At 66.4% G+C, this 13548-nt stretch carries 14 protein-coding genes; 3 read left to right on the forward strand and 11 right to left on the reverse strand.

What is annotated here, in order from left to right:
• Nucleotides 1-6: 6 nt before the first annotated feature.
• The 11 genes from WOC76_RS12280 to WOC76_RS12330 all read right to left on the reverse strand — a co-directional run bounded on the left by WOC76_RS12280 (nt 7) and on the right by WOC76_RS12330 (nt 8811).
• Nucleotides 7-300, reverse strand: coding sequence for a hypothetical protein (locus tag WOC76_RS12280; RefSeq protein ID WP_341106562.1), 294 nt, complete (start codon nt 298-300; stop codon nt 7-9).
• 148 nt (nt 301-448) lie between these two features.
• The gene (locus WOC76_RS12285; RefSeq protein ID WP_341106561.1) at nt 449-2062 is read right to left on the reverse strand and encodes a LysM peptidoglycan-binding domain-containing M23 family metallopeptidase; all 1614 of its coding nucleotides are present in this window, start codon (nt 2060-2062) and stop codon (nt 449-451) included.
• Nucleotides 2063-2188: 126 nt separating this feature from the next.
• On the reverse strand, nt 2189-2860 hold the full coding sequence (locus WOC76_RS12290; RefSeq protein ID WP_341106558.1) for a protein-L-isoaspartate O-methyltransferase family protein: 672 nt from the start codon (nt 2858-2860) through the stop codon (nt 2189-2191).
• On the reverse strand, nt 2857-3630 hold the full coding sequence (gene surE / locus WOC76_RS12295; protein WP_341106556.1) for a 5'/3'-nucleotidase SurE: 774 nt from the start codon (nt 3628-3630) through the stop codon (nt 2857-2859). The genes WOC76_RS12290 and surE overlap by 4 nt, the downstream gene beginning before the upstream one ends.
• A gap of 18 nt (nt 3631-3648) precedes the next feature.
• Complete coding sequence (gene serS, locus WOC76_RS12300) at nt 3649-4983, reverse strand: serine--tRNA ligase (protein ID WP_341388515.1); 1335 nt, start codon at nt 4981-4983, stop codon at nt 3649-3651.
• 138 nt (nt 4984-5121) lie between these two features.
• On the reverse strand, nt 5122-5910 hold the full coding sequence (gene tatC, locus WOC76_RS12305) for a twin-arginine translocase subunit TatC (RefSeq protein WP_341106553.1): 789 nt from the start codon (nt 5908-5910) through the stop codon (nt 5122-5124).
• The gene (locus tag WOC76_RS12310) at nt 5907-6338 is read right to left on the reverse strand and encodes a Sec-independent protein translocase subunit TatA/TatB (protein WP_341106551.1); all 432 of its coding nucleotides are present in this window, start codon (nt 6336-6338) and stop codon (nt 5907-5909) included. Before WOC76_RS12310 ends, tatC begins: the two co-directional genes overlap by 4 nt.
• A gap of 86 nt (nt 6339-6424) precedes the next feature.
• Nucleotides 6425-6652: a twin-arginine translocase TatA/TatE family subunit gene (locus WOC76_RS12315; RefSeq protein WP_341106550.1), complete on the reverse strand. Its 228-nt coding sequence runs from the start codon at nt 6650-6652 to the stop codon at nt 6425-6427.
• Nucleotides 6653-6782: 130 nt separating this feature from the next.
• Complete coding sequence (scpB, locus tag WOC76_RS12320; protein WP_341106549.1) at nt 6783-7538, reverse strand: SMC-Scp complex subunit ScpB; 756 nt, start codon at nt 7536-7538, stop codon at nt 6783-6785.
• Between the two features lie 18 nt (nt 7539-7556).
• A complete protein-coding gene (locus tag WOC76_RS12325; RefSeq protein WP_341106547.1) occupies nt 7557-8366 on the reverse strand; it encodes a segregation and condensation protein A in 810 nt (269 codons plus the stop codon).
• Nucleotides 8367-8556: 190 nt separating this feature from the next.
• The gene (locus WOC76_RS12330; RefSeq protein ID WP_341106545.1) at nt 8557-8811 is read right to left on the reverse strand and encodes an EF-hand domain-containing protein; all 255 of its coding nucleotides are present in this window, start codon (nt 8809-8811) and stop codon (nt 8557-8559) included.
• 126 nt (nt 8812-8937) lie between these two features.
• On the opposite strand from WOC76_RS12330, the gene WOC76_RS12335 reads away from it, so the two are divergent.
• From WOC76_RS12335 to WOC76_RS12345, 3 genes are all read left to right on the forward strand, one after another.
• Entirely contained in the window at nt 8938-9345 is a 408-nt protein-coding gene (locus WOC76_RS12335; protein WP_341106543.1) for a DUF1622 domain-containing protein, read from the forward strand.
• A 174-nt stretch (nt 9346-9519) separates the two neighbouring features.
• On the forward strand, nt 9520-10035 hold the full coding sequence (locus WOC76_RS12340) for a hypothetical protein (protein ID WP_341106542.1): 516 nt from the start codon (nt 9520-9522) through the stop codon (nt 10033-10035).
• A gap of 125 nt (nt 10036-10160) precedes the next feature.
• Nucleotides 10161-13517: an error-prone DNA polymerase gene (locus WOC76_RS12345; protein ID WP_341431430.1), complete on the forward strand. Its 3357-nt coding sequence runs from the start codon at nt 10161-10163 to the stop codon at nt 13515-13517.
• Nucleotides 13518-13548: the final 31 nt, after the last annotated feature.

Below are 13548 nucleotides of genomic sequence, written 5' to 3' on the forward strand. Positions count from 1 at the left end.
AGCCCATCACGGCTTCGCCATGCACTCCTTGATGTCGCCTTCCTTTTTCATGCGCTCGAACGTGTCCGTGCAATAGCGTTCGAGATCGGGCCGCAGCTTCGGATCGTCGGCGGCGGCGCGCATGCCCATGGAGCCGTCGAGCAACTCCTTCTGCGCCGCATGAACCTGCTTGGGCGGCAGAAGCGAGGAGCAGGCTTCGTAGCGTTTCAGCAGCGCGTCGCATTGCGGGATGCCGGTGGGATCGACCGCAAAGGCGGGCGTGGCGGCAAGGACGAAAAGGCAGGCGAGACGGAGCTTCACGGGCGTTTTTCCCTTTTGGTTCTTTCCCCGCCGGCTCCTATAGCGCATCCGCGGACAAAAAAAGAGGCGGCGGGCCTTTCCTGGGACCCGCCGCCCTTTGTTTCTCCGGAGTCAGTGTCTCGCGAACGCCGGAGAATGCCTTTCCCGCTCAGAGACCCGCGAGATAGCTCGTCGGATCGACCGGGGTCGCGCCCTTGCGCAGTTCGAAATGCAGCTGCGGCGAGCCGACATTGCCGCTCTGGCCCGATTTGGCGATGGTCTGGCCGCGCTTGACCGTGTCGCCGCGCTTCACCTCCAGCTCGCCGTTGTGGGCGTAGGCCGTGACATAGCCGTTCGGGTGGCGGATCAGCACGAGATTGCCATAGCCCTTCAGCTCGCTGCCGGCATAGGCGACCTGCCCGCCCTCGGCGGCCTTCACCGGCGTGCCTTCGGGCACGGCGATGTTGATGCCGTCGTTGCCGCCCGTCGAGAAGCCCTGAATGATGCGGCCGCGGGCCGGCCAACGGAATTCCGGACGATCCGGGTCCGAGGTCGACACTTTGGTCGCCTCCTCGGCCTGCGGCACGGAGGCCGTGGTCGTTGTCTTGTCGATGGCGCGCGCGGCGGGGGCGGGCTCGGCCGGCTTCTCGGCGGCGGCGACCTTCGCGGACTTCTCGGCCGCAGCGGCCGCCTTGGCCTGCTTTTCAGCCTGCGCAGCGGCGGCGGCTTCCTCAGCCTTGGCCTGACGCTCGGCCTTGGCCGCCTTGGCGGCCTCGGCCTCGGCGAGTTTGGCCTCCTTCACGGCCTTGGCGGCTTCGGCCTTCGCCGTGGCGTCGGCCTTCGATTTGGCGGCTTCGACCTTGGCGAGCTTGGCCTTCTCGGCGGCGAGTTTCGCCTCGGCCGCCTTGGCTTCCGCCGCCTTCCTGGCCTCCGCCTGCTTCGTCTCGGCGAGATTCTTCGCGTCCGCCGCCTTATCGGCGGCGGCCTTGTCGGCCTCGGCCTTCCTGGCGCGCTTGGCCTCCTGCTCCCTGGTGAGCGTCTCGGCCTTCTTCGCCTTGGCGGCCTCCTCGCGGGCGAGCTTCGCTTCGCGCTCGGCCTTCGCCTTCTCGGCGGCCTCGGCCTTCGGATCGGGCTTGGCGGCGGGCTTGGCCGTGGCGACGACCTTGCCCTCGACGGTTTTCGCCTCGGCCATTCGAACAGGGGCGGCCGCCGGCGACGGCGCCGACGAGGCCACGGCGCCCGCGCGATAGACCGGGATGATCAGGCGCGAACCCGGCTGCACCTGGGCGGCGTTGCTGTAGCCATTGGCGCGCAGCAGGGCGTCGGTGGGCACGCCATAGCGCGTCGCGAGGACCGCGGGCGTCTCGCCCGCGGCGACAGTGACCGGCGTGCCGCCGTCGGCGGTCCAGTGCGAGGCGCCCGCGCCGCCCGTCGAGGCGGCGGGGGCCGAGGCGACGGGCGCAGGGGCCGGAGCCGGGGCGCGCGGCGCGGCCTGCGCCACATTCACCGGCGCGGTCGTTCCCGGCAGCGGGCGGGCCTCGACGCGGCCCGGCAAGTTGGAGGCGTCCGGCGCCGGGGCTGGAGCCGTGGAAGCGATCGAGCCCGTCGGCGCGCGATCGACGCCGCGGCTGATCTTGGGAGCCGAGCCAGAGGAAAACGGATCAGAAAACGGATCGGAAAAGCGCGAGGCGTCCGAACATCCCGCCATCAACGCGGCCGCTCCGGCGGCCATCATGAGCCGCACTGCGACCCGCGAAAAAGCAATATGACGTTCGATAAGCATGACGCGACCCACTCGCACGCAATTTCAACACGGACCATCTACGCGCAGGCGGGTTAAGGGAGCGTTTAAGATGAATCGGACGCTTGCGTTTTTCCTTGCATTTTCGGCATTCGCGCACCGGCGCGTTCAAAGCGCCCTAGCAGCGCCAAACGCTGCAACGCCAAGGCTGTGCGCGCCCAAAATCGTCTCGCGACATTCGCCGTCCTCGGCGAGATCAACCTTAATCAACCGTTGCCGCGGACGCTTCTCGCCCGCCTTTTTTTCGCTCAAAACGTAAACAAGCGCCCCGCCGGGCGCGAGCCGGCGCAGGAGATCCACGGGCGGTGCGGTCAACGCCGCCTGCAACAGAATGCGGTCGAAGGAGCCCAGTTCGGGATCGGGCGAGAGGCCGTCCGCGTGGATCACTTTCACATTGTCGACGCCGAGCCCCTCGAGCCGCCGCCCGGCCTCGATGGCGAGCGTCGCGAAACGCTCGAGAGACACGACCTCCCGCGCAAGGCGGGCAAGGATCGCCGTCCCATAGCCCGAGCCGGCGCCGACCTCGAGCACGCGATGGCCCCGCCCCACCCGCAGCGCCTCGATCCGCCGGGCGAGTTCCGAGGGGCGGGACATGGTCTGCCCGCAGCCGAGCGGCAGGGAGATGTTTCGATTGGCGAGATCGCGATAGCGATAGGGAACGAATTCCTCGCGTGGTACGGACTCGAACGCCCGCATGACGGAAATGTCCCGCACGCCGGCGCGGCGCACCGCGAGAAGCATGGCCGCGCGCTCCTCGAAGGCGCCGGCGGCGGCGCTCATGCCTTCTCCTCGAACGCCGCCGCGAGCCGCGTGACTGTCGGATGATCGGTCATGTCGAGTTGAAGCGGCGTGATGGAGATCTTTTGATCGTCCACGGCCTGCAAATCGGTCCCCGGTCCGGGCGTGAAACTGCCGCGCTGGAAGGAAATCCAGTGATAGGGATTGCCGCGCCCGTCCTTCCGGTCCTCGATCTTCATGAGATCGTTGCTGCGCCTGCCCTGCATGGTGATGGTGACGCCTTCGACATCCTGGGGCGCGCAATTGGGGAAATTCACGTTCATCAGCACATTGCGCGGGATGCCCGCAGCGAGCAGACGGCGCACGACGGCCGCGCCATGGGCCTCGGCACATTCCCAGCGCACCACGCGGCGGCCAGCGAAGAAGTCATAGACCTGCGACAGCGCAATCGCGGGAATGCCGAGGATGGTCGCCTCGATCGCCCCCGCGACGGTCCCTGAATAGGTGACGTCCTCCGCGATGTTCTGGCCGCTGTTGACGCCGGAGATGACGAGGTCCGGCGGATGATCGAGCATGAGCTTGCGCACGCCCATGATGACGCAGTCCGTGGGCGTGCCTTTCAGAGCGAAATGCCGTGGCGAGATTTCGCGTAGACGCAAGGGATCGTTGAGCGAGAGCGAATGCGCGACCCCCGACTGCTCGAACTCGGGGGCGATGACGAAGATATCGTCCGAAATCGCGCGCGCGATCCTCTCCGCCACGGCGAGCCCTTCGGCGTGGATGCCGTCGTCATTGGTGAGGAGAATGCGCATCAGGCGAGTGTCTCCCGATCAGCGGCGCGCAATGTGCGTCAATCCGCTCATGTAGGGCCGCAGGGCCAGCGGCACGGTCACCGAACCGTCGGCCTCCTGATAATTCTCCAGCACCGCGACCAAAGCGCGGCCGACCGCGACGCCCGACCCGTTGAGCGTATGCACATGACGCGGCTTGCCGTCGGCGTCGCGATAGCGCGCGCTCATGCGCCGCGCCTGGAAGTCGCCGCAGACAGAGCAGGACGAGATTTCGCGATATTTCCCCTGCCCCGGCAACCAGACTTCGAGATCATAGGTCTTCTGCGAGGCGAAACCCATGTCGCCCGTGCAGAGCGTGACCTTCCGATACGGCAATTCCAGCGCCTGAAGCACCTTCTCGGCGCACCCCGTCATGCGCTCATGCTCAGCGAGCGACTGCTCGGGCGTCGTGATCGAGACGAGCTCCACCTTGTAGAACTGATGCTGGCGGATCATCCCGCGCGTGTCCTTGCCGGCGGCGCCGGCCTCGGCGCGGAAGCAATAGGTGCCGGCGGTCATGCGCAGGGGAAGCTGCGCTTCATCGAGAATCGACTCGCGCACCAGATTGGTGAGCGGCACTTCCGCCGTGGGAATGAGCCAGTAGTCGGCCGTCGGCACGAGCGCCTCGGTCGCATCCGCCTGCCCCGTCGCAACCTGCCGGCCGGCGGTCACCGAAAACTGGTCTTCCCGAAACTTCGGCAGTTGCGCCGTGCCGAACATCGCGTCGTCGCGCACGAGCAGCGGCGGCGCGACCTCCACATAGCCGTGATCGGTCGTATGCAGATCGAGCATGAATTGCGCGAGCGCGCGTTCGAGCCGCGCCAGCGGACCCTTGTTGACGACGAAACGCGCGCCGGAGAGCTTGGCGGCGGTCTCGAAATCCATGAGGCCCAAGCCCTCGCCGATCTCGAAATGCTCCTTCGGCGTGAAGTCGAATTCGCGCGGCGTTCCCCAGCGCAGAACCTCGATATTGTCGTTCTCGTCCTTGCCGTCGGGCACGCTGTCGAGCGGCGTGTTGGGAATGCTGGCGAGCGCCGCATCGAGCTCGGCGATGGCGTAACGCTCCGCCTCCTCGAGCTGCGGCCATTTCTCCTTGATCTGTGCGACCTCGGCCTTCAACGCCTCGGCTGTCGCGCTGTCGCCCGCCTTCATCGCCGCGCCGATTTCCTTCGAGGCGGCGTTGCGGCGCTCCTGCGCCTTCTGCAATTCGGCGATCGCCGCGCGCCGGGCGTCGTCGAAAGCCAGGACCTGCGCCGAGAGCGGGTCGAGCCCGCGCCGCGCGCGGCCCCTGTCGAAGGTCTCGGCGTTTTCGCGAATCCATTTGATGTCGTACATGTCGGGCTACCAGGACGATGGGAGTAGAAACGAAATCGAGTAAAACGCGTGGCGTCGGGTCTTGTGCCTGACATCCGCGCGCGGATGGCTGGAAAAATCCCGCCTGCGATAGGACAGGTCAAGCCGGCGCGTTGACGCTCACTCCTGCGCCGCCGCCTCTGCCTGGGCCCGCTTCTTCTCGACCAGCCTCACCGAGTAGATGGACGCCTCGTAGAGCAGCATCCCCGGCAAGGCGAGCGCGAGCTGGGAGAAAACATCCGGGGGCGTGAGTACCGCGGCGACGACGAAGACGATCACGATCGCATAACGGCGCTTCTCGGCCAGAAACTGCGACGACACAATTCCCACCTGCCCGAGCAAGGTGAGAATCACCGGCATCTGGAAGACGACGCCGAAGGCCAGGACCAGCGTCATGATGAGCGAGAGATATTCCGAGACGCGCGGTAGCAGTTCGATCTGCGCCTTCCCCGGCTCGTTCGCCTGCTGCATCCCGATGAAGAAATGCAGCAGATTGGGCATGACGAGGAAATAGACGACCAGCGCCCCGATCGCGAAGAAGATCGGCGTGGCGAAAAGATAGGGCCGGAAGGCCGCGCGCTCGTGTCGATAGAGTCCCGGCGCGACGAACGCGTAAATCTGAGAAAAAACGACGGGGCAAGACAGGAAAGCCGCCGCGAACAGAGCCACCTTGATCTGGGTGAAGAAATATTCCTGCGGCGCGGTGTAAATCAGCCGCGCTTCCGGCCCCGCCACCTGCGTGTAGGGAATCACCAGTATGTTGTAGATGTCCTTGGCGAAGAAAAAGGAGACGACGAACATCACAAGGAAGGCGACCAGCGCCTTGATGAGGCGCTCGCGCAGTTCCATAAGATGTTCGAGTAGCGGCGCCTTGCTGGCTTCGATGTCCGCTTCGTCCGCCTCGTTCATGGCGCGCCCTTCGTTTCGGCTTCGCCCGAGTCTTCGGCGCGACCCGCCTCGTCCTCCGAGGCGGCGCTCTGCGGCCCTTCGGACTGATGCAGCGCCCCGCTCTGCGCCTCACTGGGCTGGGGCTTACCGGCTTCGTCCACCGCTTGCACGATCTGCTTGCGCGCCTCGGCCAGCGGATCGAAGGCGCCGTCGAGCTTCACGCTGTTCATGATCTTGCGATTGGTCTCGTCGAATTCTTTCTTGAGATCAGCGATCTCGGCCTCGCGCAGGGCCTCCATCAGTTGGCCCTGAAACTCGGCGGCCATGCGCCGCATGCGCCCCGCCGCCTGCCCGAGCGTGCGGAGCACGCGCGGCAGGTCTTTCGACGGAATCGCGATCAGCGCGACAATGCCGATGACGATGAGTTTGCCGGCGTCGAAATCGAACATGCGCCAATCCGAAAAAACGCGAATCAGGCCCGCCTGGAGCAGGCGGGGCCTTCATCCTGGAGCGGAACAGAAAGCCTGCCGTTCGGCTAGACCTGTTTATCCGCCGATTTGTCCGCCTCGATGGCGCGCCGCTCGACTGTCTGATCGACAGGCTTCGAGGCCTCGGCCGAGTCGTCCTCGGCCATGCCTTTCTTGAACGCCTTTATGCCCTTGGCCACGTCGCCCATCACGTCGGAAATTTTGAATTTGCCGCCGAACAGGATGAACACCACGCCGCCGACGATGATCCAGTGCCAGATCGACAGACCGCCCATGGCGGAAACCTCCGAATGCGATGAGGGGCGTGAGGCCCCTGAACTGACGGGAACCTATGCGGCCCGGTTCTCAAAAACAAGGCGGCGGGCGAACCGAAGAAGTTTTCGAACGATCCGCCCCTGCAAGCGCTCAGACATCGTCGCCGTCGAGCGGTTCCGGTGGTTCGGGCGCTTCCGGTTCCTCGGGAAACTCCATTTCCAGCAACTGCGGCGCTGCGTCTTCGAGCGGCTCCTCGTCCTCACGCAGCCCCACGTCGTCCGAGGGCTGGGGCACGCCGAAGCCCTTGGGAAGGCGGCCGTCGAACAGGCCCGCCGCCTTGAGCTCGTCGAGGCCGGGCAAATCGCCGATCTGCTCCAGCCCGAAATGCATCAGAAAGGCGTCGGTCGTGCCATAGGTGATCGGCCGCCCCGGCGCCTTGCGGCGGCCGCGCAGGCGAATCCAGCCGGTCTCCAGCAGCGTGTCGAGCGTGCCCTTGGAGATGGCGACGCCGCGAATCTCCTCGATTTCCGCGCGGGTCGTCGGCTGGTGATAGGCGATGATGGCGAGCGTCTCCAGCGCCGCGCGGGAGAGCTTGCGCTCCTCCGTCTGTTCACGGGCGAGAATCCAGTTGAGGTCCGGCGCCGTGCGAAGGAACCATTTCCTGCCGACGCGGGTGAGGTTCACCCCACGGTTTGCGTAATGGGCGCGCAGCCGCTCGAGCGTCTGATCGAGGCTTACCCCCTCGTCGATGCGGCGCGCCATTTCCGACTCGTCCAGGGGCTCTGCGGCGGCGAAGAGCATTGCCTCCACCACGCGCTCGGCTTCGCGCAGCGCAACCTCGTTGCGCGCCAGAGCCTCGTCGCTGTTGATATCGAAGAGTTCAACTTTTTCCGCGGGCTGCGCCAATGCGCGTCCTCCTGAGATTTAGATCGGACCGCCCGCCGACGGCGCGGTCCGTGGCGGGCGCCGGCGCAGCCACAGCGGCGCGAAGGGCCGGTCCTGACGAATGTCGAAATGCCCCTCCCGGACCATTTCCAGAGAGGCGGAGAAAGAAGAAGCGCGAACTGTCCGCGCCGTTTGCATATCGACGCAATATTGCAGCAGGAAATCGTCGAGTACGGTCCATTCCGCCGCCACGCCCGCGAGCCGCTCCAGCGCCTCGCGCGCCTCGGCGAGCGACCACACCGTGCGCTGCTTCAGCACGACGCGGGAGATCGCCGTTTTCTGACGTTGCCGTGCATAGGCCGACAGCAGATCGAAGAGGCTCGCCCGATAATTGGCCTGCGAGACCGTCTGGAGCCCCTCCGGCCCGCCGCGCAGAAACGTGTCCCGGCCGAGCTGGGCGCGTTGGGTGAGCCGGTCGGCCGCGAGACGAATCAGCTCGAGCCGCCGCAGGCGCTCCGCGAGCGCCGCCGCGAGTTCGGCCGCCGACGGCTCGTCGCTGGTCTTGGGCTGCTCCGGCAGCAGCAGGCGCGATTTCAGAAAGGCGAGCCAGGCGGCCATCACCAGATAATCGGCGGCAAGTTCCAGCCGCACGCGCCGGGCGGCCTCGATGAAGGCGAGATATTGCTCGGCCAGTGCGAGGATGGAAATGCGGGCGAGATCGACCTTCTGGCGCCGGGCCAGCTCCAGCAGTAGGTCCAGCGGCCCCTCGAATCCGTCAACGTCCACAAGGAAGGCTTCGCCCTCCCCGCGCTCTTCGCCGTCGAGATCGAAAGAAAGGTCCTGCGCCATCGATTCTCCGCCACGCTTTTACCGGGGCAGATTGTTCCCTTTGCAGGACGCCCGCAAGCATGGCGCGGGGTTTGCGCGGTCCATCCACAAGATAGAGGGGTGGATAAGCGCAAGGCCCACCAATGGCGCCGATCGCAGGCCGACCGAAAGGAATGGCCGGCGCCCTTGCGCGCGCCGACCCGCAGCGCCGTTACATCGCGGCCATGGCGGCCTTGATGTCGTCGATCGTGACATAGCCCTTGCCGTCGCGGTCGATCTTGGAGAAGTTCGCATAGACGCGCGGCATTCCCGCCTTGGCTTCTTCCCGCGTGAGCTTGCCGTCGCCGTCCTTGTCGGCCGCCGCGAAACGGCTCTCCATCTGGGCGACGGATTGCGCCTGCGCCATGCTGGCGCCGAAAATGGCCATGGCGGTCACAAGCGCCGCGGCGCCGATCTGTCGTTTCATTCCCTTGTCCTGTTGTTCGCACCCACGATGGAATTGCTGTAAGATCGCGGGCGACCTGCGCCTTGGGGTTGCTTTCCTACTCTCGCGCAATCTTGGCCATGCGTCAAAGGGACTTGTCCTAAGCCCGTGGATCTCCTCGCCATTCATCTACCGAGCCGCGCGGACATCAACCCCGCGCTCACCCATTTCTCGACTCTGATCGAGGCGGCGGGCGTGACGGTGATCGTCATCGCCGCGCTCGTCGCGACCATCGCCTTCCTGCATGGCGGCCTGGTCTCGGCCGATTGGCAGGGCGCGCTGCGCCGCTACCGCGCAAACCTCGGCCGGGGCATTCTGCTCGGGCTCGAACTCCTCGTCGCGGCGGATATCATCGGGACAGTGGCGGTGACACCCTCGCTGGAGAACCTCGCCGTGCTCGGGCTGATCGTCGCGATTCGAACATTCCTGAGCTTCTCGCTGGAAGTCGAAATCGAGGGGCGCTGGCCCTGGCGGCGGGATGAGGCGACGCGGCCGGATGCGCGAACGCAGCTGTAGTTGTCTCGAAATCACGGGCGCGAGGCACGGCTTGCGCTTTCCGCGCGACGCGGGTTAGAAACGAGCCGCCCAATCAATTCGTCTCAGAATTGCTATGATCCAAGATTATCCGTATTTGGATTGCAGGCTGAACAGCCGGGGCATGAGCAGAAACATCCTGGAGGAACGCATCGGATGGCGCGTATTTTATCGACCGTTGTGACGGCACTCGTCGCAGGCGTGATCGGCTTCGGCGTTGGCGTCTATGTCGCGCCGAGCGAGGGCGTCGCCTCCCTTCGGGCGGCGATCGGCAAGCTGACAGGACCGAAGACCGAAGAGCCCGCCACGTCCGCCGAGCCCGCCGCTGTCCCGGCTGAATCCGAAGCGCCGAAGGAGCCGGACGTCTCCGCTGCGCCGCAGGCCGAGACCCCGCCTGCGCCCGAGGCGCCCGCCGCCGAAATGCCTACGGCCACCGAGGCGCCTGCCGCTCCGGCTCCCGCCCCCGCCCCCGCGGCGACCGAGACCCCCGCTCCTGCGGCGGAGGCTCCGGCTCCGGCTCCGGCGGCTGCGGAAACGCCCGCTCCTGCGGCTGAACCCGCCGCAGCCGAGGCTCCCAAGCCCAAGGCAAAGCCGAAGGCCAAGCCGAAGCCCAAGCCCAAGCCCAAGGCGGCGCCCGTCGACGCCCCGGCCGAGGAGCCCGCGGCTCAGTAAGCGGCATACCGCTATCGTTTCCCGCAGCCGGCGCTTTTGCGAGCGCCGGCTGTTCTTTTTCATGGCGCTTGACGCGAGCGCGAAAAACAGAACAATAGAAGAACGCCCTACCCGCGCCAGCGTCCATGTCCTCGCCCTGCTACGCCGAACTTGCGGCGACCACCAATTTTTCATTTCTCAAGGGAGCGTCGCATCCGGAGGAAATGACGGCGGCGGCGCTCGAACTCGGCCATTGTGGCCTCGGGATCGCGGATCGCAATTCGCTCGCGGGCGTCGTGCGCGCCTTCTCCTATCTGCGTGCGCACCGCGAGAGCGCGGGGGATTTCCGTCTCGCGGTCGGGGCGCGTCTCGTGTTTCGGGACGAGACGCCCGACATTCTCTGCTACCCGAAGGATCGCGCCGCCTATGGCCGCCTGTGCCGGTTGCTGACGCGAGGCAATATGCGCGCGCAGAAGGGCGACTGCGCGCTCTTTCTCCAGGATCTCATCGACTTCGGCGCGGGCCAGCACGTCATTCTCATGGAGAATGGAGCGCCGCCCCCGGTCCTTCTCGAGGCGCTCGTCGGCCGGGTCTGGCTCGCCGCGACGGCCCTTTACGGCCCGCGCCCGCGCGCACGCCTTCTGGCGCGCATCGCTCTTTCGGAGAGGCTCGGCCTGCCGCTTGTCGCCGTCAATGACGCGCATATGCATGCGCCCGAGCGTCGCCCGCTCGCCGACGCGCTGGCCTGCATCCGCGAAAAGACGACGCTGAACGAGGCGGGCTTTCTGCTTGCCGCCAACGCCGAGCGTCATCTCAAAAGCGGGCGGGAAATGGCCCGGCTCTTCGGGGATGCGCCGCAGGCGGTGGAGGAAAGCGCGCGCTTCATCGAGGCGCTCGATTTCCGCCTGACCGATCTCGCCTATGAATATCCGAGCGAATTGCGCGAGGGCTTCGCGAGCGAGCAGGCGGCGTTGGAGGCGCTCTCGCGGGAGGGCGCGGCGCGGCGCTATCCGCACGGCGTTCCCCACTCCGTTTCCGCGACGCTCGAACGCGAGCTGACGCTCGTCGGCGAACTCGGCTACGCCGCTTATTTTCTCACCGTCCACGACATCATGCGCTTCGCGCGCAGCAAGGGGATTCTCGCGCAGGGGCGCGGCTCGGCGGCCAATTCGGTCATCTGTTTTTGTCTCGGCGTCACCGAGGTCGATCCGACGAAACACGATCTGCTGTTCGAGCGGTTCGTTTCGGCCGCGCGCAACGAGCCGCCCGACATCGACGTCGATTTCGAGCATGAGCGGCGCGAGGAGGTGATCCAGTATATTTACGCGCGTTTCGGCCGCGCGCGCGCGGGGCTCGCCGCCGCCGTCACGACCTATCGCGGCAAGAGCGCCATCCGCGAAATCGGCAAGGCGTTCGGCCTCTCGGCCGATCTTCTCGGGCGACTCTCTTCCTCGGCCTTCGGACGCGGGAGCGAAGGCGGCTCGCGGGCGGGCGACATTGCGCGTCTCGGCCTCGACGCGAGCGAGCCGCGCTTCGCCATGGCGCTGGCGCTCGCCGAGGAAATCGAGGGTTTTCCACGTCATCTGACCCAGCATTCCGGCGGCTTCGTCATCACTCGCGACAGGCTCGACGAAGTGGTTCCCGTCGCGCCGGCCGCGATGGAGGGCCGCAGCACGATCGAATGGGACAAGGACGACCTCGACGCGCTCGGCCTGCTCAAGATCGACGTGCTCGCGCTCGGCATGCTCACCTGCCTGCGCAAGGGCCTCGATCTTCTGGCGGCGCATTACGGGATCGCGCATCGCCTCTCGACGATTCCCGCCGAAGACTCCCGCGTCTACGCCATGATCTCGCGGGCCGACACGGTGGGCGTCTTCCAGATCGAGAGCCGCGCACAAATGTCGATGCTGCCGCGGCTGAAGCCAAAATGCTTCTACGACCTGGTCATCGAAGTGGCGATCGTGCGCCCGGGCCCGATCCAGGGAGACATGGTGCACCCCTATCTGCGCCGCCGCATGGGCAAGGAGCCGGTGTCCTATCCGTCCAAGGAGCTGGAGCAGGTGCTGGGAAAAACCTATGGCGTGCCTCTGTTTCAGGAGCAGGCCATGCGCATCGCCATCGTCGCGGCGGGCTTCACGCCCTCGGAGGCCGATCAGCTTCGTCGCGCCATGGCGACCTTCAAGCGCGCGGGCCTCATCGGCGGCTTTCGCGACAAGATGATCACGGGCATGACCCGCAAGGGCTACGCCCGCGACTTCGCCGAACGCTGCTTCAGCCAGATCGAGGGCTTCGGCACCTATGGCTTTCCTGAAAGCCATGCCGCGTCCTTCGCGCTTCTCGTCTACGCCTCCTCCTGGCTGAAATGCCGCTACCCAGACGTTTTCGCCTGCGCGCTTTTGAACGCCCAGCCCATGGGCTTCTACGCGCCCGCCCAGATCGTGCGCGACGCCCGCGAACATGGAATCGAGGTGCGCGAGGTCGATATCAACGCCTCGGACTGGGATGCGACGCTGGAGTCGCAGGCTCATCTGGAAGCGTCGCCCCCCACCCCTGACCCCTCTCCGCAAGGGGGAGGGGAATCAGATTGCCCTTCTCCCGAAAACGCGGAACCTGCGGCGCGAGGCCCCACCCTCCCCTTCACGGGGAGGGTGGGCCCGCGAAGCGGGGTCGGGGGGGGTCAGCACAGGAGCGCCCCGCCGCTCCACCTCCGCCATACCGAAATGGCCGGCGACATTTGCGGCAATCACGCCATTCGCCTGGGTTTCCGCCAGATCAAGGGCGTCTGCGAGGAAGACATGCGCCGCCTCGTCGCGCGGCGCGGCAAGGGCTATGATTCCGTTCGCGACGTCTGGCTGCGCGCGGAACTATCGCCGGCGACGCTCATGCGCCTCGCCGAGGCGGATGTTTTCGCCTCTCTGGGCCTGACTCGCCGTGACGCGCTCTGGGCGGCGGCGGGGCTCAACCGCGCCGGCGACAGGGACGATCTGCCGCTTCTGCGCAGCCTCTCCTTCGCGCCGCTGGAACCGGACGCCCATCTGCCGCCCATGCCGCCCGGCGAGGAGATCGTCGAAGACTATCGGTTTCTCTCTCTGTCTTTGAAGGGTCATCCGGTCGCCTTTCTGCGCGCCCGGCTCGAGGCGCGCGGCGCCCTGCCCTGCGCGGCGCTGGAGCGATTCCCCGACGGCGCCGGGCGCCGCCTGACGGTCGCCGGACTCGTCCTGCTCCGGCAAAGGCCCGGCACAGCCAAGGGCGTCGTTTTCATGACGATCGAGGACGAAACCGGGCAGGCCAATATCATCGTCTGGCCGAAGCTCCTCGAACGACAGCGCGCGGAGATCATCGGCGCCCGCTTCGTCGCGATCGCCGGCCGGCTGCAGAAGGAGGCGGGAGTCATCCATGTCGTGGCCGAGCGCGTCGACGATCTCTCCGCCGATCTTCAGCTGCTCGAAACCATGCGGGTCGCCAAAGGCGAGGCCATGCCCAAGGCCCGCAATTTCCATTGAGGGCAATTTCCATTGAGGATTGCACTAACGC

This window comes from Methylocystis sp. IM3, assembly GCF_038070105.1.
GTDB lineage: Bacteria > Pseudomonadota > Alphaproteobacteria > Rhizobiales > Beijerinckiaceae > Methylocystis.

Bases quoted from the DNA above. Each gene is read 5' to 3' on its own strand.
- WOC76_RS12285 (WP_341106561.1), bottom strand. From the start codon at position 2,062: ATGCTTATCGAACGTCATATTGCTTTTTCGCGGGTCGCAGTGCGGCTC.
- WOC76_RS12290 (WP_341106558.1), bottom strand. From the start codon at position 2,860: ATGAGCGCCGCCGCCGGCGCCTTCGAGGAGCGCGCGGCCATGCTTCTC.
- surE (WP_341106556.1), bottom strand. From the start codon at position 3,630: ATGCGCATTCTCCTCACCAATGACGACGGCATCCACGCCGAAGGGCTC.
- serS (WP_341388515.1), bottom strand. From the start codon at position 4,983: ATGTACGACATCAAATGGATTCGCGAAAACGCCGAGACCTTCGACAGG.
- tatC (WP_341106553.1), bottom strand. From the start codon at position 5,910: ATGAACGAGGCGGACGAAGCGGACATCGAAGCCAGCAAGGCGCCGCTA.
- WOC76_RS12310 (WP_341106551.1), bottom strand. From the start codon at position 6,338: ATGTTCGATTTCGACGCCGGCAAACTCATCGTCATCGGCATTGTCGCG.
- WOC76_RS12315 (WP_341106550.1), bottom strand. From the start codon at position 6,652: ATGGGCGGTCTGTCGATCTGGCACTGGATCATCGTCGGCGGCGTGGTG.
- WOC76_RS12325 (WP_341106547.1), bottom strand. From the start codon at position 8,366: ATGGCGCAGGACCTTTCTTTCGATCTCGACGGCGAAGAGCGCGGGGAG.
- WOC76_RS12330 (WP_341106545.1), bottom strand. From the start codon at position 8,811: ATGAAACGACAGATCGGCGCCGCGGCGCTTGTGACCGCCATGGCCATT.
- WOC76_RS12340 (WP_341106542.1), top strand. From the start codon at position 9,520: ATGGCGCGTATTTTATCGACCGTTGTGACGGCACTCGTCGCAGGCGTG.
- WOC76_RS12345 (WP_341431430.1), top strand. From the start codon at position 10,161: ATGTCCTCGCCCTGCTACGCCGAACTTGCGGCGACCACCAATTTTTCA.